The sequence below is a fragment of the Streptomyces sp. NPDC001880 genome (assembly GCF_053594575.1).
Genome location: NZ_JBSFET010000003.1, coordinates 67,373 through 88,680 on the forward strand (window position 1 = coordinate 67,373; position 21,308 = coordinate 88,680).

A 21,308-nucleotide genomic window follows, 5' to 3' on the forward strand; every position below is an offset into this window, starting at 1 on the left:
TCACCTCCTTAATTAATCGATCGACGGAAGTACGAGAGGCCATCAGCCGGGCGGAAGAAAGTTGAAATCGTCCCTCCACTATTCACGAGGCCATAGTAACCGCTGGCCGGATCAAACCGATGGATTGCACCGCTTGAGGCGACATGAGTGATCGAACCATAAGGACCATCACTCTGCATAAAATCACGCGCGGCTTCACGGTACGCTCGCCTTCCACCGGCACCCGAGAATTCCGGCATATCCACACCCCGAATTCGGATCGGTGTGGACTCTCTCGTGGCGCGAAATACACCCTTCTTCAATCGAAAATCCAGCCCACGTACGTGTTTGACGTAATGATCAACCGCAGACTTCGTCGAGTTGAAGTCAGGCCGCAAGCCCCCCACGTCGCAGTTGTGAACCAGGACCGGCGTATCCCCTGCCAGCGCATAGTACGTATGGAAATCTGCGACGGTGAGGTTGTAGACCGTGGTGGATGCGGTGCGGCGGGTGACTGCGGCGATCTGTACCCAGGTTCCACTGCTCGTCTGGAGCCACTGGCCGGCGGTGAGTTCGTCGGCTTCGACCCAGCGGTTCAGGGCGGGGACCCAGAAGGGGTGGCCGTCCGTGGCCGTCAGGGAGTGGGACGCACCCGTGTCGAGGGTGATGTCGACCAGTTGTTTGTCACCCGTGCCCTTGATCAGGGCCGTGACCGGACGGGGGCCGCTTTCGCCGGTTTCGGGGTCGGTGGCCAGGACCTCGTCGCCGATCTGAACGTCCTTGATCGGTTTGCGGGTGCCGTCCGCGAGGAGAACGGGGGTGTCCGAGGTGAAGCTGTTGCCGACCTTGCGGCACTTGCCCAGGGACGCCCACTTGGACGCGCCCCCGGCGCCGAGCATGCCGGTCGCGCAGCCCATGGCCGCTGAGACACCGACCTGGCCCCAGTCGACCTTGCGGCCCGACAGGCGTTGACCGAGCCAGTCGAGGCCGGCTTCGGAGAGCCCGCCGAAGACGCAGCCCGCGAGCAGTGGACTGTTGCCCGACGGGTCGGTGTAGGTGGTGGGTGAACTGAGCGCGTACTGGTAGAGGTTGGTGCCGCCCGCGTGACCGATCGGGTCCTGGGAGATGAAACGGCCGGTCTCGGGGTCGTAGTAGCGGTTGCGGTAGTACAGGAGCCCCGTTCCGTCGGACTCGCGCCCGGTGAAGGTGTAGGGGTTGGAGGACGCGGCGCCCGAGCTGGTGGACTGGCCGTTGGGGTCGTAGGTGTAGCGGGTGACGACCGTGCCGTCGGTGTCGGCCAGTCCGACGACTGTGCCCAGCGCGTCGGTGAGGTAGATCTGCGTCGCGTTGTTCTCGGTCCGGGTCAGGTACTCGTCCAGGCCGGATGCCGCGACCGTGGCCGTTTCGGCTCCTGTGGCGTCCTGTTCCACCAGCGGGTTGGAGCCGTCGGTCAGGAACTTCTTGGTGGTGTCGCCGAGGGTTGTGGTGGCGCGTGTGCCCAGTGCGTCGTACGTGAACAGGCTCGAAGCTCCACCGGTGGCGGTGAGCCCGGACAACTGGCCGCGGGCGTTCCAGGTGTAGGTGCGTTTCCCGTCGGTCTTGAGCCGGCCGTCCGCGTCGTAGGTGAAGGAGCGGCCGTTGAAGGTGGTGAGCCGGTTGTCCTTCCCGAACACCGCGCCCGTCTCTGCCGCCGGCAGCGCCACCGAGGCGAGAGTGCCGGACAGGCCGGTCTGGAGGCCGCGTACGTCTCTCGTGTAGGAGAGGTCACCGATGTCGGCCGTGCCCTTGGTGTAGCCGATGTTCTTGATCGTGCCCGTCTTGTCCAGGGTGGTGGTACGGGTGATCCCGCCCGGCAGTTCGGCGGTCTTCTCGCGGCCCACCGTGTCCAGGCCGAAGGTGACCGTCTGGTCGTCGGAGGTGACGGAGGTGAGGATGTTCGAGGTGTCGTAGCCGTAGAGCGTGGTTTTCCCGGCTGCGGTCATCTCCTTGCGTCGATCCGCCGCGTCGTAGACGTAGGCGACCGTGCCGGTGGGGCCGGTGACTGTCTTCGTCCGGTCGTACTCGTCGTATTCGAAGGTCTGGGTCCCCGCCTGGGTGTCTGTGATCGTCTTCGGCAGGTCGACCGCGTCGTAGGCGTAGGTGACGGTGGACTCGGCCGTACCGGCCACGTTCACGCCGTATTTGGTGTTCTTCGTCCGCCCCAGCAGGTCGTACTCGGTTGTGGCGACCTGGCCCGAGCGGCTGGTCACCTTCGCCAGGTTGCCTGCGGCGTCATAGGCGAACAGCGCCTGTGCTCCCAGCGGATCCGTCGCCGACTCGGCCCGGTCCGCGTTGTCGTACGCCCACATGGTGGCGTTCTGGCGGGCGTCGGTGAGGGTGGTCAGGTTGCCGTTCTCGTCGTAGTCCAGAGCGGTGACCTGACCGAGCGGATCGGTGATCCTGCGGGTCTGGTTCAGAGAGTCGTACGTGAGCGTCGTGCGGGATCCTGCCGCGTCGGTCAGAGCGGACGGCCGTCCTGCCGCGTCGAGGAATTGGCCGCTGGTGCGGCCCTCCGCGTCCTTGACCGACACCATCTCGCCGTTCAGGTAGGTGTATTCGGTCACCGCTTCGGAGGCGTCGGTCACCGTCTTCACCTGCCCGTCGGAGGTGTAGGTGAGAGTGGTCTCCCTTTTCTCGGGGTCGGTGACCTTCCGCAGGTCGCCCACAGCGTCGTAACCGAGGATGGTGGTGTTGCCCAATGGATCGGTGAGGGCGGTGGGCTGGTCGTACGGACCGTCGTAGACCGCGGTGCCGGACTGGCGTGCCTGTGGCGTGCCTGCGAGCTCGGTGGTGCGGGTGACGTACCCGTTGGCGTCGTAGGTGAGTTCGGTGCGGCGGTCGTACGGGTCGGTGACCGCGTCCACGCGGTGGTGAGGCCCCCGGTGGTACTGGGTGGTGCGGGCCAGGGTGCTGCCGTATGCCTGGGTGTCCTTGACTCCGAAGCCGTCGGCGTCGAATTCGACCCGCCTCAGGGACCCACCGGGCTGCGTGACCGTTGTGGAGGTCACCTTGCCTGCTCCGGTCAGCGTGTACTCGAAGGTGTACTTGGCGCCCTCGGTGAGCGTCTGTTCCTGGACCCGCCCGCCCTCATAGACGTTGGTCATGTAGGTGATGCCGCGGGCATCCACTGCTGTCTTGATGCGGTTGGACGTGCCGTCGTACGTGTAGCGGCTGATCCTGTTTGCCGGGTCCTTGACGGTGGCCAGGCGTCCGGCGGTGTCGTAGGTGTACTCGGTCGTACGGCCCGCGTTGTCCCGGATTGATGAAACGCGCTTCTTGGTGTCGTAGGCGAGGGAGATCCAGCGGCCGCCGGGAGTGGAGATCTGCGTGATCTCGCCCTTGTTGCCGGCTCGGGTCAGCTGAACGGCGTTGCCGTGCCGGTCCCGGATCTCCTTCAGAGGTGCATACTGAGGAAAGATCCAGGTAGTGCCGTCACGGAACTTCATGTGCCACGCTCCGTCGTCCCACACAATCTTCGAGCCGTGGAATCCGGACGGGGTTCCGGAGGGTTCGAAGACCGCGTCGGCGTAGCCCGTGCCAGCTGAAGTGCGCACAAAGGGGACTGACTGGCCGCCGGGCAAATACAGGTCGACCTGTTCGTACTGCTTCTTCGAGTGCAGGAAGACGTTGTAGGAGAGGTCGCGTCCGATGCCGAAGGCGCGGGTCCGTGTGTCGCCCTGCCAGTAGGTCCGGGTGATCTGGGCCGATCCACGGGAGTCGGACACGGCCAGGTCGGTACGCGAGTCAGTGAGCATCCCGGTGGACAGGTCGACAGGGTCACCGGACAGCCAGTCGAAGGCGTCCTTCACCCACGACAGGTCCCAGGGCAGCCAGTCGGGGATGTTGAACATCGCGCCGTGAAAGGCCCAGACCCGTGTCTTGGCATCGGGCACGACCTGACGGCCGTCCTCGGACACCTTCCCGTGCCCGTAGACGTACCAGCCCTTCTTCTTCGGGTCGTAGTCCATGAACTCCACGCGGGTGCCGGGGGCTTCGCGTGTGTAGTTCGGATAGATGACCTGCGCGCCCTTGGGAAAGACGTATGTGCCGCCAGGCTGCACGGTGAAGTACACGGGCACGACACTGTTCTCGGGCAGCGGGAACGGCGGCCGGTCGATGGGTATGGCGGTGATCCCCAGCTCCGTGACCGGCTTGCCCTTCTCGTCCCGGACCACCGAACCCTTGGGGATACGGACTTCGAGCCCGGGAATCTTCGGGGTCTTCAGCACGACGTCGGACTTCGCCGGGGCGGCGAAGCTCACCGTGTTCTTGGTGTCGAGGGGCGTCATCCAGACCGGGAACCCGAGGTCGACACTCTGACCGCGCTTAGGGCCGATGTGTATGTCGAAGCGGCCGTACTGCCGCTTCCTCGTGTTGGCCGTCGATCCGTCGACCACCAGGGTCTTCGCATCGGGACTGATGCCGGCCAGCAGGAATCTGCCGCGGGAGTCGGTTCTGGCCGTCTTGTCGCCGACGGAGACGGCAACCTTCGCCAGGGGTTTCCCGTCCAGCTTCAGCACGTGACCGGTCAACGCCGTTCTGCCCGGGGGCGAACGAAGTTTCCGGGGAGCTTTCGGCCCGTCACCGCGGCCTGTCACCCAGTCCCGGCCGGCTTTCTGCTGCTTGCCCGGCTGCCAGGCGTCCGCCCCCTCGGGAACGATCCCCGCCGAGCCGCTCGTGTCGTCACCGCCGCTCGCCGCGGCGGCGGATCCGTCCTTGAGGCCGAGAGTGATCTGGCCGGTCGATGGGCCCATCGGCTCGACCACCAACGTGTATGTACCCGGATCAAGGAAACCGAAGGATGTTGAGAGAGTCGACTGGTGCAGATATGCCCCGCCCCATTCCTCCCCTGATGAATCAATCAGCGTCGCGATCCAGCTGAACGGTGACGGGGCTTCGACCTCGAGGTCGAGTTCGGCCCCGTCCTCCGACTCGACCGTGAAGGTGAAGTAGGCGTGCAGGTACGGATGGGAGATCACCGCCGTTTGCTTGGCACCGCCCAGCGCGAGCGTTCCGGCGTTCACCCCGGCCATCCGTGATGCGGTCACAGTGCCCGCGGTTGTGCGCCAGGGCTGGACCAGAAGCAGGTGTGTTCCCTCGGGCAGAGGCGTGGGAAGAGCCGCCACTGCCTCTCCCGATGTTCCGATCCCGGCGTCTTTCACGACTTGGCCGTCGGGTGTGACTCTTGCGACGTCGCCGCCGCCCTTCATCGCAACCGGTCCGGACACGAAGACCGAGATCCCGCTGCTGTCGGCAGCGAGGACAGGAACAATGAGCTGCTGGCCCGGTCGTGTCAGTTCCGCTTGTGTGCTGGGGCTGCCGGTGGTGAGGGGCTCGGTTGTCACCGGAGTCGAAAGCCAGAACTTCATCGACCCGGTGGAGGCCGCATACGTCTGGAGCACCACTGTGTAGTCGTCTCCAGGGGTCAGGCCGTTCAAGTGCAGACTGCCGCCGCTGTTCGCGAAAACGGTTCCGAGTCCTTCGACGAAGTTTCCGTCGGCGTCCCATGCCCGGAGGGTCGAATTTATCGGGATGGTTACGTCAGTGACGCCGAGCCCCACGATTCCGCCGGGCGGGGCGGTGAACTCCGCTCGCGCCAGCTGCCCACGTCGCGACACCACCACTGGTACGGACGCCGCGTCCGACGAAAGAGAGACTTTGACGTCTGCCGACAGCAGAAGTCCCAGCGTTCCTGTGACCCCTGGGTCGGGATCGGCGGTGACGATGTAGGTTCCCGTCTCTGGCAAGTCCCCCAGCCCGACAGTTGCGGAGGCTCCGGCAGGGACGTGGGCCGCTCCCCAGCCGACAAGCTCACCGGACGGTGTCTGCACCGTGATGTAGGCCGCGCCGGTAAAGGTGCTGTCGAGCGCGCCGATCGAGAGGTCGTCACCTTTCTCCGCCTCGAAGGTGGCTTGCGCCAGTCGCCCTGGCCTGTTCAGGCTGATGCTGGCAGGCGTCGCATCGGTCGGTGAGAGCCGACCGACCGCCAGGGGTTGAGACGCGGTAACCGTGACGGCTCCCGCCCCGGTATCGGAGCTGTACGGCTCGATGACCAGGGAATACGTTCCGGAGACTGGCAGGTCGGTGAGATCCCAGTCGAAGAGCTTGCCGGGGCGCACCCGGACCTGGTCGAGCTCGATGTCCTGGGGAGAGACCATCCGCAACTGCAGGTCGCCTTTGAACGTCGAGCCGGAGAGGTGAAAGCTCAGAGAGTCGCCTGCTTCGGCATCGATCAGCACTCGGGCTCTCTTGTCGGAGGCCGAGATCGAGACTGAAGGTGGGTCTTCATCGGTCGGCGACGTACGAACAGTTGTCTCGAATTCGTTTCCCTCCAGGGGAACGCTGAAGTCGCCGGGAGCCGATCCCCGGCCGTCAGGGGTCTCGATCGTGATCCGGCCTGTCGTAGCACCTGCGGGGACCTTCACCGTCAGGGCTGTGTCAGTGCGTTCGACGACCTCTGCGATCCTGCCACCGTTGAAGCGGACGACGTTGTCCGTCGCGGCAGCCGCGAAATCGGACCCGGAGAGCACCACTTCTGTCCCCGGCGGCCCGGAGGTCGGCGCATACGAGGTGACTACGGGCTTGCCCTGCGCCGGGGTGAAGGTCTCCGTCGATGTTGCGCTGCCACTGCCGACTGCTACCGAGACCGGTCCCTTGGCCGCGCCTTCGGGAACGGTCACCACCAGCCGGGTGGCCGACGCCGACGTGACCGTAGCGGTCTTCGTTCCGAACGAGACCGTATTGGAGGCCTCTGTTGTCGAGAACCCCGTGCCGGAAAGGGTGACGCTCTCGCCCGACGCGGCACGCACAGGAACCAGGGAGAGTACCGACAGAGCACTCGATGCGAAACGGTCCACGCCGAGGCGGTTGCCCGCCGCGTCGTAGCGGTAGCGGGCGGTCTCGCCGTCCGGGTCCGTGACACCGACGAGGCGGGATGCCGCATCGTAGGCGTACACCGCGTTGTTCGTGGTCGGCTCGGCGGCCGTGGGTGCAGTCGGACCCGCAGGGCTGCCAACTGGCGTCGCGTCGTCGAGGGCACTGCTCTGAATCCGCGTGGACGCTCCCGACGAGGGGGCGGATGGAGCCGCCTCTGCAGGCACTAACCCGACCGATAAGGCCAGCCCCAGCACCCCCACCGTGAATGCCCGCCGGCGTGCGGACACACCTGTTCCGAACCGTTTGCCGCGCATGCGCACGCCGCCCTCCCCAGAACCCCCTCATGAGCCACGAATGACCCATGACACCCACACTCCCCATGCAAGCGGTCACAAGATACACACAAGCTGTCATCACCGAACTGAAGGAGACAAGATCTCGCCAACGCAGCACAACCACAACAGCGTTGCGGGGGCGTCGGGCAGCGGGAAGAAGGCGACCTGTTCGATGCCGTCGCCCTGTGGCGCAATGTCACCCGCCCACTCGTCGATCTCGAAGGCGGCGGGCGGCCGGGATCGGGACCGGTGCGGCCCGGCGGGCGTCGACGCGCGATACTTCCGACATGCCCGAGATCAAGTCCGTCCCCCTCTCCCGGGCTGCCGCCCCGCGACCGGGTTCCGCGCCCCGTCCGTCGGCCGTCTCGCTCCGCTACGCCGCACCCGCACTGCTGGGCTACGCCGCCGTACGGCTCACCGGCGTCGCGATCCTCCTGATCTCCGCCTCCGCCACCGGCAAGGACGGAATGCACCGGCTGGCAGGCCGCTGGGACTCGGTCTGGTACCAGCGGATCGCCGAACACGGATACGGCTACGAGGTCCGGCTCCCGGACGGTACCTTCCACTCCGATCTGGCCTTCTTCCCGCTCCTGCCCGCGCTGGAGCGGGGACTGTCCGCCCTGATCCCGCCCCTCGGCGTGGCCGGCGCGGGCCTGTTGGTCTCATGGCTCGCCTCGCTCGTCGCCGCCGGTGGCATCTTCGCCGTGGGTGCGCGGCTGTACGGGCGCCGGGCAGGCGTACTGCTGGCCGTGCTCTGGGGGGCCTACCCGACGGCCTTCGTACAGTCCATGGCGTACACCGAAACGCTGTTCACGGCGCTGGCGGCCTGGTCGTTGTACGCCGTTCTGACCGACAGATGGATCACAGCGGGTGTGCTGTGCGTCGGCGCCGGGCTGACCCGGCCGATCGCGGCCGCGCTGATCGCAGCGATCGGCGTCACCGCGGCATGGCGGCTGTTCACCGCGTGGCGCGCAGGTGAACCGCTGCGGACACACCGGCGGATGGTGGTGGGGGTCTGTCTGGCCCCGCTGGGCTGGCTGTCGTACATCGCCTTCGTGGCCGTGCGGGAGAGGAACCCGTTCGCGTACTTCGATGTCCAGGCGGACTGGGACAACCGGATCGACGGAGGGGTGGCGCTGGCCGCCTTCGTGGTGGAGCAGTTCGGCCACAACGTCTTCGCGGGACTCGGACTGTGCGCAGCCTTCGCCGTCCTCTTCTGGGTGCTGTGGCTGTGCGTACGGCAACGGCCGCGCCAGCCGTTGCCCGTGCTCGTCTACTGCCTCGTGGTGGTCGTGATCTCGTTGATCGGGTCCGGCTACTTCGGCTCCAGGCCCCGGCTGATGATGCCCGCGTTTCCGTTGCTGCTGCCGGCCGCGGTGGCCCTGGCGGGCGTCCAGCGAAGGGCGCTTCCGGCAGTGGTCGTGATCGTGGCGGCACTCGCGTCCGGGGTGTACGGAGCCTTCACGCTGCTTGGTTCCGGGCCTCCGTGACGCCCGGGCCGGCTTGCCCGGGGACACCTGTCGGGCCGGCGCGAAACGGGACGCCGCCCGCGGTGACGGCACGGTGGGACGGTGGGACGCGGGCGGCGTCGGGCGGAGCCGGACCCGCCGCCGGACCGGCCGCTGCCCAAGACCGACCGGCAATTGCGGGCGGCGTCGCGGGGCCGGCGGCGCCGGGGCGGCGGCTACCGGCCGCGCGCCGGCGAGCGGGTCGCCGTGGTGCTGTGCGGGGCGAACACCTACCCGGGCGATCCGGCGCACCCGACGGCCGAAGGCTGAGGCCGGGGCCGGGACCGCGCGGAGCCCCGGCCCGCGCCGTGCGGAAGGGGCGCGCCCGGAGATCCGGGCGCGCCCCTCACAGGCAACGCGCAGTGTCGCGACCGGCCCGTCAGCGCTCGCGGCGCTCGTCCGCGGTGCCCCTGGCCTTGTCACGGCCTTGTTGCGACGTCTTCGAGGCCCGCTCGGACACGTTCTGCATCCGCTGGCGGCTCTCGGGGCGCGTCCGCTCCCGGCCCTCGGTGCGGCCTTCGTCGCCCTTCTTCTTGGCCTGGTCGGCGAGCTGCTGCGCCTTGTCCTTGAACTGGTCTGCGATACCCATTCCGTTCACTCCTCGTGGATGTTTGGGGAACGGTCCGTGAGGACCTCGATCAGCGTCGCAGGCCCCGGCACCCACCGCATGTCGATCACTTACGCTGCGTAGTCACCGCCCTCGCCGCCTGGTCGGCGGCGCCCCCGGCGCCGACGAGACCCTTGCTCACGCCGTCCAGCCGCGACCCGAACCTGCGGACCTCCCGCTGCCCGACGACCCCTACCAGCGAGGGCAGACAGCCGCGCACGGGCTGCATCCCGCGCAGCCACCACTGCGCGTACACATGCGCGGACCGGCGCTCGATACCGGCAACGATCCGGTCGACGGCGGGGCCCAGCGGATAGGTGCGGTTCGCCGGCCAGGGCAGCCGCCGGCGCAGCTCCCGCATCACGGCGTCCTGGTCGGCGCCCCGCACCATGTCCGTGTCGGTCCAGGACAGATAGCCGACCCCGACCTTCACGCCCCGGTGGGCGACCTCGGCCCGCAGGCTGTGCGCGAAGGCCTCCACGCCCGACTTGGACGCGCAGTACGCGGTCATCAACGGCGCCGGTGATATCGCCGCGAGCGAGGCGATCTGGAGAAAGTAGCCGCGGCTCTCCATGAGCACCGGCAGGAAGGCCCGCCCGGTGACGGCGCCACCGATCAGATTGACCTCGATGACCCGCCGCCATGCGTCGGGGTCCGAGTCGACGAACGGCCCGCCGGAGGCGACCCCGGCGTTGGCGACGACGACGTCGATCTTCCCGAACCGCTCCTTGACCTCCTGGGCGACCCGCGCCATCGCCTCGTGGTCGGTGACGTCCGCGAACCAGTGGCCGCTCTCCGAGTGCAGCCGCTCGGAGACCTTCTTCAGCTCGTCCGGCTCCAGCCCGACCAGCGCGAGCGTCGCGCCGCGCGCCGAGAGCTTGCGGGCCAGCAGTTCGCCCACGCCACGTGCCGCGCCCGTGACGACGACGACCTGTCCTTCGAGACTCCGCCTGTCGTTCATGCGACCTCCTCCTTCTCGGCCGTACCGTCCGTACCCGCGCCCGCACCCGTACCGCCCGCCGGGAGGTGCCCGGTGACGAGCTCCCGGATCTTCGCCGTGACCGCCTCCGGTGCCTCCACCGGCGTCATGTGGCCGATGCCCGTCAGCTCGGTGAGCCCCAGGCAGTCGGGGAGCGCCGCCGTGAGGGCACGGGCGTGCACGAGCGGCGTCATCCGGTCCTCCGTACCCGCGATCACCTCCGTGGGCACCCGCAACTCCCGTACGCCCGCGTCGAGATCGAGCTCCGCAAGGACATGGCCCCAGGGCGCCCGTGCGCCGCGCGGGCAGGCGTGCACGATCCGGGAGCAGGCGTCCACCCGGTCGGGGGCGGAGCCCGCTCCCATCGTCGCGTACTTGAGTATCCGCCGGGAAACCGGTGTCACCGGTCCGAGCGGGGTCTTCGCACGGAGGATTGCGCGGGCCAGCCAGGTCCGGACGGCCCCGGCCCGCATCGGCACCACCAGTGACTCGGCGGCCAGCCGCGAACTGCCGGTGCTGCACAGCAGTACGGCCGCCGCGTGCTCGCGCAGCCCGGCCCGCCGCGAGGCGGCCATGATCGTCATGCCGCCCATGGAGTGCCCGGCGATCACGGCCTTCTCCCCCGGTGCGAGGGTGGCGGCCAGCACCGCTTCGAGGTCGTCGGCGAGGGCCTCGGCGCTGTATCCCTCGCGGCCCACGGAGGGCGAACGGCCGTGGCCCCGCTGGTCGTAGACGACGACCCGGTGGTCCACCGCGAGATCCCGGACCTGCGCGGCCCAGAAGTGGGTGCTGCACGTCCAGCCGTGCGCGAGGACCACCGCCGGGGCGCCGTCCCGCCCGTGCGCCTCGACATGGATCCGGGCGCCGTCGGCGGAGCGCGCGACCAGCTCGCGCGTGGGGACCGGCAGGGCGCCGTCACGCCGCAGCAGCCGGCTCATCCCACGACCTCCTCGGCGACGGCCTTCGCCGGGGCGGCGGCCCGCTTCGGGACCCGCAGGACCTCGTACTCCGAGAGGTCGACCGACCGTGTGACCTTGCGGAACTCGGCGGTGGTGCCCGGCCAGACGGTGGTGTTGCGCCCGTTGGCGTCCAGGTACCAGCTGTTGCAGCCGCCGGTGTTCCACACGGTGCGCTTCATCCGCGCCTGGATGTGGCGGTCCCAGGCGCCGACCGCCGAGGGGCGCGCGTCGAGCGCGACCCGTCCGCCCAGCACGTTCAGCTGACGCAGATAGTCGGCCATGTAGTTCAGCTGGGACTCGATCATCAGGACCATCGAGGAGTTCCCGAGGCCGGTGTTGGGGCCGATGACCGTCATGAAGTTGGGGAAACCGGCGGCGCTGGCACCGCGCAGCGCCCGCATGCCGTCCTTCCAGGACTCGGCGAGCGTGATGCCCTCGGCGCCCACCACGCGCTCGGCGATCGGCATGTCGGTGACGCGGAAGCCGGTGCCGAAGATGATCGCGTCGGCCTCGGTCTCCGTACCGTCGGAGGCGACGAGCGTGGAGCCGCGCACCTCGGCCAGGCCGGAGGTGATCACGTCCACGTTGGGCCGGGCGAGCGCCGGGTAGTAGGTGCTGGAGAGCAGGATGCGCTTGCAGCCGATGCGGTACGAGGGGGTCAGCCTGGCCCGCAGCACGGGGTCCTTGATCGCCTTCGCCATGTTGGCCTTGGCTATCTTCTCGACCAGGCCCAGCTCGTTCGGGTGCTTGGTGAAGGCGCCGACCTGCAACTCCCGTATGCCCCAGAGCAGTCCGCGGCGCACGGTGCCCGTGATGGGCAGTGCGCGGTGCAGCCGGCGCTCGGCGCCGCTGATCCTCCGGTCCATGCGCGGCATGACCCAGGGCGGGGTGCGCTGGAAGAGCGCCAGGCTGCCGACCTTCGGCTGGATCGCGGGCACGATCTGGATGGCGGAGGCGCCGGTGCCGATCACGGCGACGCGTTTGCCGGTCAGATCGGCGTCGTGGTCCCAGCGGGCCGAGTGGAAGACCTTGCCGGGGAAGTCGGCGAGACCGGGGATGTCCGGCGTCTTCGGGTCGGAGAGCGGGCCGGTCGCGGAGACGACGAAGTCGGCGGTGAAGGAAGCCCCGTTGGCCGTCTCGATGGCCCAGCGGAGCTCCTCGCGGTCCCAGCGCATCGACGTCACTTCATGGCCCGGCCGGATGTGCGGCCGAAGGCCGAAGGTGTCCGCGACATGCTCCAGGTAGGCGCGGATGTGCTCCTGCCCGGAGAAGGTGCGCGGCCACTCGGGGTTGGGCGCGAAGGAGAACGAGTAGAGGTGGGACGGTACGTCGCAGGCGCAGCCGGGATAGCTGTTGTCGCGCCAGGTGCCGCCGACGGAATCGGCCCGCTCCAGGACGACGAAGTCCGTGATGCCTTCACGGCGCAGCCGGACGGCGGCGCCGAGGCCCCCGAATCCGGATCCGATCACCGCCACTCGTACGTGCTTGTGCTGGGCCATGCTGCCGCCTCCCGCGGTCCGTCACACGACTCCGCCAGCAATCACTGGCATTGTTGGGAGACTAGAACAGCTCCGTACCGATGGGTAGGGGTACGGCGAGGGAAAGTTACCGGCGGTACAACATGCGGCCTCCCCCATGGCGGAGAGCGGACGGCGAGCGAAGTCGCCGGGCGCCGGGAGCCGGCTCCCCGCCACGGAGGAGGCCGGTATGGTGCGGGTGTGGCCGAAGGACGCGAGCACCGCGAATACCGCATGGAGGAGCTGGCCGAGGAGGCCGGCATCCCCGTGCGGACCGTGCGCTTCTACCGGGAGCGCGGACTGATCTCGCCGCCCCGCCGCGAGGGGCGCATCGCCTGGTACGACGACCACCATCTGGCCCGGCTGCGCACCATCACGGGCCTGCTGGAGCGCGGGCACACCCTCACCGGCATCGCCGATCTCGCCCGCACCTTCGAGAGCGGCCGCGACGTCGCCGAGGTACTGGGGCTGGGCGAGCCGACCGAGGAGACCCCGGTCCGCCTCACGCCCGAGCAGCTGGCGGACTACTTCGAGGGCGAGACCGGCACGGAGAATCTGGCCGCCGCCCTCGACCTGGGCTATCTCGCCACCGACGGCGACGAGATCGTCCACATCAGCCGCCGCCTGCTGGAGGTCTCGTCCCAGCTGGTGCGGGAGGGAGTACCGCTCGCGACCGTACTCGCGGCAGGCCGCCGGGTCCGCGAGCACGCCGACGCGCTCGCCGAACTCTTCGTGGGCGCCCTGGAGAACCACGGCGACGGGACCGAACCTCCCCGACTCCGCCCCCTGGCCCGCGCGGTGGTGGACGCGGAACTCTCCATGGCCCTGGACCGCCGCCTGTGCCGCGAGAACACCGACGACCCGCCGCAGAACCCCGCCCCCTGACGGGCGGTCGCACGGCGGCCGCCGGTCCGGCACTCTCGATCGCACGCCGGGATCCTGCCCGGCCCCGGCCGCCCCGCACTCCCCCCGTTCGCACGCTCTACTGTTCGAAGACCACCGTCACCGGCGCGTGGTCGCTCCACCGCTCGGCGTGCGTCGCGGCCCGCTCGACCCACCCCTTCACCGCGCGCCCGGCCAGCCCAGGCGTCGCCACCTGGTAGTCGATCCGCCAGCCGGTGTCATTGTCGAAGGCCCGCCCGCGGTAGGACCACCACGAGTACGGCCCCTCCTCGTCGGGGTGCAGCGCCCGTACGACATCGACGCACTCGGCCTCGTCGAAGACCCGGGTCAGCCACTCCCGCTCCTCGGGCAGGAAGCCGGAGTTCTTCTTGTTGGCCTTCCAGTTCTTCAGGTCGGCCTCCTGATGGGCGATGTTCCAGTCGCCGCAGACCACCACCTCGCGGCCCTCGGCCGCGGCCCGCTTCTTCAGGCCCTTCAGATACGGGAGGAACGCGGCCATGAACCGCTCCTTCTCGTCCTGCTTCTCGGTCCCGACCTCACCGGAGGGCAGATACAGGCTCGCGACCGTGACACCCGGCAGGTCGATCTCGACGTAGCGTCCGCTCGCGTCGAACTCCTCACTCCCCGCGTCCCCGAAGCCGCCGAACCCGATCTGCACGCGCTCCGGCGCGCGCCGCGAGTAGAGGGAGACCCCGGCCCGCCCCTTGGCGGCGGCCGGCGCGTGCACGGTGTGCCAGCCCTCCGGATCGCGCACCTCCTCGGGCAGCTGCTGCGGCTCGGCCCGCACTTCCTGGAGGCAGATCACATCGGCTTCGGTCCGGGCCAGCCACTCGACGAAACCCTTCTTGGCAGCGGCGCGGAGCCCGTTTACGTTGACGGTGGTCACAGTGAGCATTCCGGCACGATACCGACCTCGAACCTGCGCATACATGTACCATTCCGCGCATGAATATCCAGTCTCGGCCCTTCGACCACCCCGACGCCGTCAAACTCAACGACCAGGTGCAGCTCGAATACGCCGAGCGGTACGGGGACGAGGGCGATGTCACACCGCTCGACCCCTCTATGTTCGAGCCGCCGCACGGTCTGTATCTGCTCGCCTACGACGCGCAGGACCGCCCCGTCGCCACCGGCGGCTGGCGCACCCAGGACCAGAACGACGAGGGCTACTCGGACGGCGACGCCGAGCTCAAGCGGATGTTCGTGATACCCGAGGGCCGCGGCAGCGGACTGGCCCGCCGCCTCCTGGCCGCCCTGGAGGCCGACGCGCGGGCGGCGGGCCGGGTCCGCATGGTGCTGGAGACCGGGGACAAGCAGCCCGAGGCGATCGCGCTGTACGAATCCAGCGGCTACGTCCCGTGCGAGAAGTTCGGCCACTACCGCACGTACGAGAGCAGCCGCTGCTTCGCCAAGCCGCTGCGGTAGCGGCCTGGCGCCTCGGCCGCACTCCCCCGACGGCTCAGCGCACCCGGCCGACGCCCACGTAGAAGCCGCTGCGCTCCCGCACCGGCGCGGGCTCCTCGCGGTACCACTCCGTGGCGAAGACCAGTCCCGGCTCGACGAGGTCCAGTCCGTCGAAGAAGGGCTCGACCTCGCTCCGGGTGCGCATCCGCAGCGGGATCGCCCCCTTCTTGTACGCGGTCTCGGTCTCCTGCTTCAGCTCCGGGTGCTGGTCGGCCGTGCCGTGCGAGAGCACCAGGAAGCTGCCCGCGGGCAGTGCGTCGACCAGGGTGCGGGTGAGGCCGTACGGGTCCTGGTCGTCCGGCAGGAAGTGCATCAGCGCGATCAGGGACAACGCGATCGGGCGGTCGAAGTCCAGCAGCTCACGGGCGTGTTCGAGGATCCGCTCCGGCTGCCGCACATCCGCGTGGATGTAGTCGGTGATCCCCTCCGGCCTGCTGACGAGCAGCGCCTCCGCGTGCCGCAGCACGATCGGGTCGTTGTCCGCGTAGACGATCCGGGCGGACGGGACGATCTCCTGGACGACCTGGTGCAGATTGGGCTCGGTGGGAATGCCGGTGCCGATGTCGAGGAACTGATCGACCCCGCTGCGGGCCAGCCAGGCGGAGGCCCGGTGCATGAAGGCCCGGTTCCGCGCGGCGTTGCCCCGCGCCTCCTCCGGCAGCTTCACCGCCACCTGCTGGTCGACCGGATAGTTGTCCTTGCCGCCCAGCAGCCAGTCGTAGACGCGCGCGGGGTGGGGCCTGCTGGTGTCGATCTGGGGCTTGGGCATGCCGGCTGTCACAGGGACGCTCCTCCGTACGGGAATTCACGAGCAGCTGGGAACTCGGCCTGACGCGAGAACACCCCCGGCAGCACACACGGAACAGGCGAGCAATGCCAGCGTAGTTGGCCGCGCCGACACCACCCGACGGCCCCCGCCGCCACGCCTCCTCGCCCGTCGGCGGGGCGGGCCTGCCGCCGCCGACGGGCAGCGTGACCGGGGCGTTTGCCTGGGTCCGCTTTCTTCCCGAGACCGATGTCCACGCCTTCGCCGTCGAACTGGTCGACACCATGCGGGCCGCCGACTCGCTCGGCAACAGCGCGTCCGTCGCCCAGCTGCTCATCGCCTGGCAGCACACCGCCGAGGTCTACTCCGACCCCGAACTGCCGGCCGCGCTGCCCCAGGACCATGGCGAAGACCACGGCCCGGCACCGGACCCGCGGGGCGTCGCATGCCCACGGGTCGCGGCGGGCTCCCCGACGAAAGCAGCCTCAGCGGGCCGGCTCGACATCCTGCTCCTCGCCCGGAACGGAAATCGGTCCCGGATCCTCGGTGTCGGTGTCGAACGGAGGCGCCTTTTCGGTCCACTTCATCGACGTGATCGTCGTGTAGCCCTGCCGCTGGCCCTTGCTCACACCGTCACCGTCCCGGGTGGCAACCGTCTCGGTGCCGAGCGGCATGCCCGTGGACTTGTCGAAGATCAGGCGGAGTTCGGTGGGCCCGTGGGGGCTGGGGAGGGCGACGGCGTAGCCGGTGCGGCCGGTGTGGTCCTTGACGTCGCCGAGGGAGCGTACGCCTGGTTCGGCGGCGAGGAGGCGGTAGGCGGCGGCGCGCAGGGACGGGGTGGACGGGAGGGTCGTGGCGAGTTGGACGGCTGTGTCGACGACGATCTGGTCGAGGATCCTCTTGGGGCCGTTGTAGTCCTTGTCGACCAGGGCGAACAGGCGCTTGCGGAGGGCCTGTTCATCGGTGGGGAGCGTGGCCAGGAGGCGGAGGGGGAGGTCGCCCATCTTGAAGGTGTCCCCGTCTCCGCCGGGGGCGTCGCGCTGGATCTCGCCCTTGCCGGCGTAGGTGAGGGTCTCCTCCCCCTCCACGTTCCACGACGTGGGGGAACCGTCCGCCTTCCACGCCGCCTCGTCCGCCTTCGTGGCCGGACGTGCCCCCAGGTCCAGGGACTGCGACCACCGCTTGTTCTTGGCGGCGGCCGTCCAGTACCGGTGCTCGGTGCGGGCGGCGACGGTGTAGTCCTTGCCGAGGACCTTGTGGAAGGAACCGAGGTGTTCCTCCACGTACCAGTACGTGCCGGAGCCGGCCGGTTGCTGCTCGACGTGGGAGGCGGCAGCGAGAAGGATCCGGCTGCCGGAGCCCGACGTCGCGGAGGGCGCGGATCCCGGCTTCTCCGGCGCGATGTCAGTGATCACCACAGCCGCCACCGCCGCCGCGGTGGCCAGGGCGAGACCGGGGACGAGAGAGCGGCCCACCCTCCGCGGCCGGGCAGTGGTGCGAGCCGTGCGCATCGCGCGCGGACGGCTCGTGAGCGTGGCGAGCTCCTCTTCCCGTACCGGTGACGGTGTGGGGCGGTCGGGGTCGAGGTGAGCGGGGCGGGCGGCTGTCAGACGGTGCAGGATGTCGTTCTTCACCGGGCTTCCTTTCCTACGGCGATCCGGACTCGGGTGGACACGCGCCGCACGGCTGCGGCCTCCTCCGTGGGTGGGGAGGCCGACGCGGCCTGGGTGAGACGTCTGCGCGCCCGGTGCAGACGGACTCGCAGGGTGATGGGCGAGCAGCCGACCACCGCGGCCGCCTGTGCGGGGGTCAGGCCCTGCCACCCGGAGAGGATCAGCAGTTCCCGATCGTCCTCCGGCAGCGTGGCCAGCGCGTTGAGCAGCGCGTTGCGCTCGGATATCTCCTCGGCGATGTCCGCCTCGGCGGGTTCCGTCCAGGAGTGCAGCTCGGCGGCGAACGACGCGCGCCTGGCCTCCGCCCGGATGCTGTCCCGCAGGATGTTGCGGGCGACCCCGAGCAGCCATGGCAGCGGTGTCTCGGGGACGTCGTCCAGCTTGCGCCAGGCCACGGTGAACACTTCGTTCACCACCTCATCGGCGACCTGTCGTCCCGCACGGCTGACCACGTAGGCCCACACGCGTTGCCGACAGCCGTCGTAGATGGCGGTGAAACGATCCGCGTCGTGATCGGGCACTGCCCACCTCCTGTCCCTCCTGGTGTGCTCTGTCGCTGAGTAGTGGGCCGAACGGGCTGATCGTTACAGCGGCGTGCCAGGAAATACGCCCGAGAAACGAGGCGTACGTCACATCAGGGGGCTCGACCGCACCGCCGCCGCAGGCGCCGGGGCCCTGGGAACGCTGTGCCCACCCGATGCGTCAACCGGGCCGCCGGCCTGCCGGTCACCGGCCACAGAACGCGAAACGGTCCGCCGACTGAGTCGGCGGACCGTTTCGAGAGTTCGAGGCTAGAACTTGCCGTAGTAGCCGGTCAGATCAGCCTCGGGGCAGGCGACCGAACCGATCAGGCACGCGGCGTTCGCATACTTCCGGGTGTAGACGTTGGTGACCTTGCCGCCGTCGTAGATGTAGATGTGGTGGTTGGGCATCAGGCGGTGCTTGCCGGAGCGGATGGTGTAGTTCCCGCTCTTGGTCAGGTTGATGGTGAGGGCCCCGTTGATGGCCCCCTTGACGCTGCCCAGACCCTTGCAGAAGGGATTGGTGGCGTGCAGGGACATCCGCACGTCCACGTAACTGCTGCCGGAGCCCAGCTTCTTGGCCGACATGTACTTGGAGGTGGCGGTCTTGGTGGCGACCTTCTTGCCGGTCTTCTTCACGTAGACGTTGGTGGAGTGGATGTCCTTGTTGGCCACCACCTTCTTTGTCTTCCACGTGACCGTGGCGTGCAGGGCGGTGCGGTACTTGCTCGACTTCCAGTCGAACTTGCTGCGTCCGTCGCCGCCGAACTGGAATTTGCTGCCGTAGTCACAGCCCGCTGGGGGAGCGTCGATCTTTTTCTGCGGGATGAAGGCGATCCAGGAGAGGGTGGACGTCTTGGCAACGCCTGCGGCGACTGCCCGGGAAGCCGCCTGCTCGCGCAGAGCCGTCAGCGATCCGGAGGCCGGGACGGACACCTTCATCCCCCAAAGCCGTGCCTGCGAGGAACCGTTCTCCGGCAGCACCGGTGCGACCTGGTAGTGGTAGTCGGCGCCCGGTGTCACGTTCGTGTCGCGGAAGGAGGTGACCCCTGCGCCCAGACGGGCCACCTCCTTGCCGTCGCGGGTGACCACGTAGCGGGCGTCTTTCGCGTACCTCTTCCACGACAGCTCCACGAAGGACTTGCCGGCTGCAGCGGTGATCCCCTCGCGGGCCGAGGAACGGTCGACGACAGCGGTCTCTCCCGAAGCCGCCCGCATGACACCGAACCCCTGGGCTGCCAGCATCCTGCCCTCGACGCTGTTCGCGCCGACGCCCGACACGTCGTTCAGTTCGCCGGAGGACAGGGCGGACATGGAGAACGACGGAGCGCCCGGGCGCGGGTCCTGGCCGGGGGCGGCGGACGCGTGGAACCCGGTCACGACAAGTGTGAGCGGGGCCAAGGACAGCGCCGCCACCCTGGCGGAACGAGAAAGCTGCATGAATCTTCCCTTTCGTCCTCTTCGTTGTCACTGCTGATCTGTGGGAGCGAGCAGCCCCGCTCCTCCCTGCCAGGCATCGGCCGGCAGCACCGCCTCCCGCCCGAAGGCCGGTGGACCTGCAGGGGATGCGTCAACGACCGTAGGAATCAAGGGGGTTGCAGCGTAAGTGTCTCCTCGGGCACTGCCCCGGTGGGCAGTGCCCGAAAGGGCAATGAATTTCATGCTCATGACAACCGAATCCGTGCTGCGCGAAATGCAGAGCGCCGAAACGGTGCGGGGCGCCCTGCGCGCAGGCGCCATCAAGGGATACCGGCCGCGCCGCGGAGGCAGGACCGAAGGCGCGCTCGGGCAGGCCGCAATGGGGGGCCCGCAGGCACGGAGTTCGTCAGGCGCTCAGGGCAGCGGCGAGGAAGATCGGGTACAGCACGCCCAGGGATCCGGTGGCGAGGCCGATGGCACACAGGCCTCGGTTGAGCTTGCGGGCCAGGCCGAGGAGCGCGAAAGTGACGGCGAGGCTGCCGAGCAGAAACGGGATCGCGATCCCGAGGAAGCCGGCGAACACTGCGGCGATCAGAGCAACCGTACCGAGGACGAGCGAGACGGGCCCGTAGAGAGTCGCGGGGCTGTCTGCGGATCCGGGGGCCATGTCGTGCTCCTCGCTACGGCATGCCGGCCTCTCCGACACGCAGATATGAAGATCCCTACACTTTCATCATGGCACTTCCGGTCGCCCTGGATCCGCACCTCACAGGGAACGCACATGAGACCAATCTCACGCGCAGGTGCGTTGAGGTCGGCTTCCCCGATGCCCGCGCGTGCCTGTCGGCCACACCTTGCGGAAGTATCCCGGGGGGCGTCCGGTCGGAGCGAGGCGGTCACGGCCACCCGGCGGGCGGTGCCCGACGGAGCATCCGTCTGACAGACCGCGCCCGGCCCCGGGTCAGAGGGCCGGGCGGGGCCTGCGCTCACGCGGCAGACGCCTCCAGGGCGCCGGGCGGCAGTGCGGAGCTTTGGCACGGACAGGACGGATCGACGCAGAGCGCGTTGTGGGAGAGCACGGACAGCACTGCAACCTGCAGCCGAGTCTCCTGCCCCAGTTTCTCCGCTATACGAGCGATATGGGCTTTCACCGTCCGCTCCGCGATGCCGAGCTCACTCGCCAGCTGCCGGTTGCCTAACCCTGTGCCCAGCAGGAGAAGGACTTCCTTCTCCCGATCCGTCAGCGCCTTGAGTCGTCCGGTCGCACTCACCGGGGCGATTCCGGTTCGCCGGTAGGCGCAGGCCGCATCCGCCGCATCGGACCGTTTGGACATGCTGGCCCCTTCTGATGCCGCTGTTCCCAGCAGAGCCCCGTGCCCTGGGTGCGGCGGCAATCATGCCCCAACCTATCCCGCGCTACTGACGCGAGCACATCAGTATCGCGGGCCTCTCAAGGCGCAGGGCCCGCACCGCGCTGCCTCCACTCGTGGCTCGACGCCGGCCATCGCCGCCGACATCGCGTCCGGCAAGCTCCCGCAGGGCGCTGCCCTGCCGGGCGAGCGCGCCATGACAGAGCTACACGGGGTGAGCATCGGAACCGTACGTCGCGCCATCGTGGAACTACGCAGGCGCGAACTCGTCGCGACTCTGCCCGCGAAGGGGACGTACGTGATCGGGGCTCCGGAGGCAGCCGCTGGCGAGCCGGACGAGGGCAAGACCACCTGATGGGCCTGGGACCTTCAGGCGTGTCCGTCTGAAGGCCC

At 68.9% G+C, this 21,308-nt stretch carries 17 protein-coding genes; 5 read left to right on the forward strand and 12 right to left on the reverse strand.

What is annotated here, in order from left to right:
* Positions 1 to 8: 8 nt before the first annotated feature.
* On the reverse strand, positions 9 to 6,974 hold the full coding sequence (locus ACWCQ6_RS02975) for an RHS repeat-associated core domain-containing protein (RefSeq protein ID WP_451085013.1): 6,966 nt from the start codon (positions 6,972 to 6,974) through the stop codon (positions 9 to 11).
* A gap of 542 nt (positions 6,975 to 7,516) precedes the next feature.
* On the opposite strand from ACWCQ6_RS02975, the gene ACWCQ6_RS02980 reads away from it, so the two are divergent.
* Together ACWCQ6_RS02980 and ACWCQ6_RS02985 are read left to right on the forward strand one after the other, a co-directional pair.
* Entirely contained in the window at positions 7,517 to 8,719 is a 1,203-nt protein-coding gene (locus tag ACWCQ6_RS02980; RefSeq protein WP_451085014.1) for a hypothetical protein, read from the forward strand.
* An 81-nt stretch (positions 8,720 to 8,800) separates the two neighbouring features.
* Positions 8,801 to 9,007 (forward strand): hypothetical protein, encoded by a 207-nt coding sequence (locus ACWCQ6_RS02985; RefSeq protein ID WP_451085015.1) that lies wholly within the window; start codon positions 8,801 to 8,803, stop codon positions 9,005 to 9,007.
* A 109-nt stretch (positions 9,008 to 9,116) separates the two neighbouring features.
* Here the strand turns inward: ACWCQ6_RS02985 and ACWCQ6_RS02990 are convergent, their stop codons facing one another.
* The 4 genes from ACWCQ6_RS02990 to ACWCQ6_RS03005 all read right to left on the reverse strand — a co-directional run bounded on the left by ACWCQ6_RS02990 (position 9,117) and on the right by ACWCQ6_RS03005 (position 12,781).
* The gene (locus ACWCQ6_RS02990) at positions 9,117 to 9,326 is read right to left on the reverse strand and encodes a hypothetical protein (protein WP_451085016.1); all 210 of its coding nucleotides are present in this window, start codon (positions 9,324 to 9,326) and stop codon (positions 9,117 to 9,119) included.
* 85 nt (positions 9,327 to 9,411) lie between these two features.
* Entirely contained in the window at positions 9,412 to 10,305 is an 894-nt protein-coding gene (locus ACWCQ6_RS02995; protein WP_451085017.1) for an SDR family oxidoreductase, read from the reverse strand.
* Positions 10,302 to 11,261, reverse strand: coding sequence for an alpha/beta fold hydrolase (locus tag ACWCQ6_RS03000; protein WP_451085018.1), 960 nt, complete (start codon positions 11,259 to 11,261; stop codon positions 10,302 to 10,304). The genes ACWCQ6_RS02995 and ACWCQ6_RS03000 overlap by 4 nt, the downstream gene beginning before the upstream one ends.
* Positions 11,258 to 12,781 carry a flavin-containing monooxygenase gene (locus ACWCQ6_RS03005; RefSeq protein WP_451085019.1) on the reverse strand — a complete coding sequence of 508 codons (1,524 nt, stop codon included), beginning with the start codon at positions 12,779 to 12,781 and terminating at the stop codon, positions 11,258 to 11,260. Before ACWCQ6_RS03005 ends, ACWCQ6_RS03000 begins: the two co-directional genes overlap by 4 nt.
* Positions 12,782 to 13,033: 252 nt before the next feature.
* Here ACWCQ6_RS03005 and ACWCQ6_RS03010 point away from each other — a divergent pair, with 252 nt between their 5' ends.
* Entirely contained in the window at positions 13,034 to 13,684 is a 651-nt protein-coding gene (locus tag ACWCQ6_RS03010; protein ID WP_451085112.1) for a MerR family transcriptional regulator, read from the forward strand.
* Between the two features lie 97 nt (positions 13,685 to 13,781).
* Here the strand turns inward: ACWCQ6_RS03010 and ACWCQ6_RS03015 are convergent, their stop codons facing one another.
* Positions 13,782 to 14,597 (reverse strand): exodeoxyribonuclease III, encoded by an 816-nt coding sequence (locus ACWCQ6_RS03015; protein WP_451085020.1) that lies wholly within the window; start codon positions 14,595 to 14,597, stop codon positions 13,782 to 13,784.
* 50 nt (positions 14,598 to 14,647) lie between these two features.
* Here ACWCQ6_RS03015 and ACWCQ6_RS03020 point away from each other — a divergent pair, with 50 nt between their 5' ends.
* The gene (locus ACWCQ6_RS03020) at positions 14,648 to 15,127 is read left to right on the forward strand and encodes a GNAT family N-acetyltransferase (RefSeq protein ID WP_451085021.1); all 480 of its coding nucleotides are present in this window, start codon (positions 14,648 to 14,650) and stop codon (positions 15,125 to 15,127) included.
* A 34-nt stretch (positions 15,128 to 15,161) separates the two neighbouring features.
* Here ACWCQ6_RS03020 and ACWCQ6_RS03025 read toward each other — a convergent pair whose 3' ends face one another.
* The 6 genes from ACWCQ6_RS03025 to ACWCQ6_RS03050 form a co-directional block, all read right to left on the reverse strand.
* On the reverse strand, positions 15,162 to 15,947 hold the full coding sequence (locus ACWCQ6_RS03025; protein ID WP_451085022.1) for an SAM-dependent methyltransferase: 786 nt from the start codon (positions 15,945 to 15,947) through the stop codon (positions 15,162 to 15,164).
* Between the two features lie 470 nt (positions 15,948 to 16,417).
* Positions 16,418 to 17,566: a CU044_5270 family protein gene (locus ACWCQ6_RS03030; protein ID WP_451085023.1), complete on the reverse strand. Its 1,149-nt coding sequence runs from the start codon at positions 17,564 to 17,566 to the stop codon at positions 16,418 to 16,420.
* The gene (locus ACWCQ6_RS03035; protein ID WP_451085024.1) at positions 17,563 to 18,126 is read right to left on the reverse strand and encodes an RNA polymerase sigma factor; all 564 of its coding nucleotides are present in this window, start codon (positions 18,124 to 18,126) and stop codon (positions 17,563 to 17,565) included. Before ACWCQ6_RS03035 ends, ACWCQ6_RS03030 begins: the two co-directional genes overlap by 4 nt.
* A gap of 270 nt (positions 18,127 to 18,396) precedes the next feature.
* The gene (locus ACWCQ6_RS03040) at positions 18,397 to 19,566 is read right to left on the reverse strand and encodes a hypothetical protein (RefSeq protein WP_451085025.1); all 1,170 of its coding nucleotides are present in this window, start codon (positions 19,564 to 19,566) and stop codon (positions 18,397 to 18,399) included.
* 385 nt (positions 19,567 to 19,951) lie between these two features.
* Positions 19,952 to 20,212 carry a hypothetical protein gene (locus ACWCQ6_RS03045; protein WP_451085026.1) on the reverse strand — a complete coding sequence of 87 codons (261 nt, stop codon included), beginning with the start codon at positions 20,210 to 20,212 and terminating at the stop codon, positions 19,952 to 19,954.
* Positions 20,213 to 20,531: 319 nt separating this feature from the next.
* Positions 20,532 to 20,879, reverse strand: coding sequence for a LuxR C-terminal-related transcriptional regulator (locus ACWCQ6_RS03050; RefSeq protein WP_451085027.1), 348 nt, complete (start codon positions 20,877 to 20,879; stop codon positions 20,532 to 20,534).
* Between ACWCQ6_RS03050 and ACWCQ6_RS03055 the strand changes: the two genes are divergently transcribed.
* Entirely contained in the window at positions 20,878 to 21,270 is a 393-nt protein-coding gene (locus tag ACWCQ6_RS03055) for a winged helix-turn-helix domain-containing protein (RefSeq protein WP_451085028.1), read from the forward strand. The two genes, ACWCQ6_RS03050 and ACWCQ6_RS03055, sit on opposite strands and share 2 nt — an antisense overlap.
* Positions 21,271 to 21,308 lie beyond the last annotated feature (38 nt).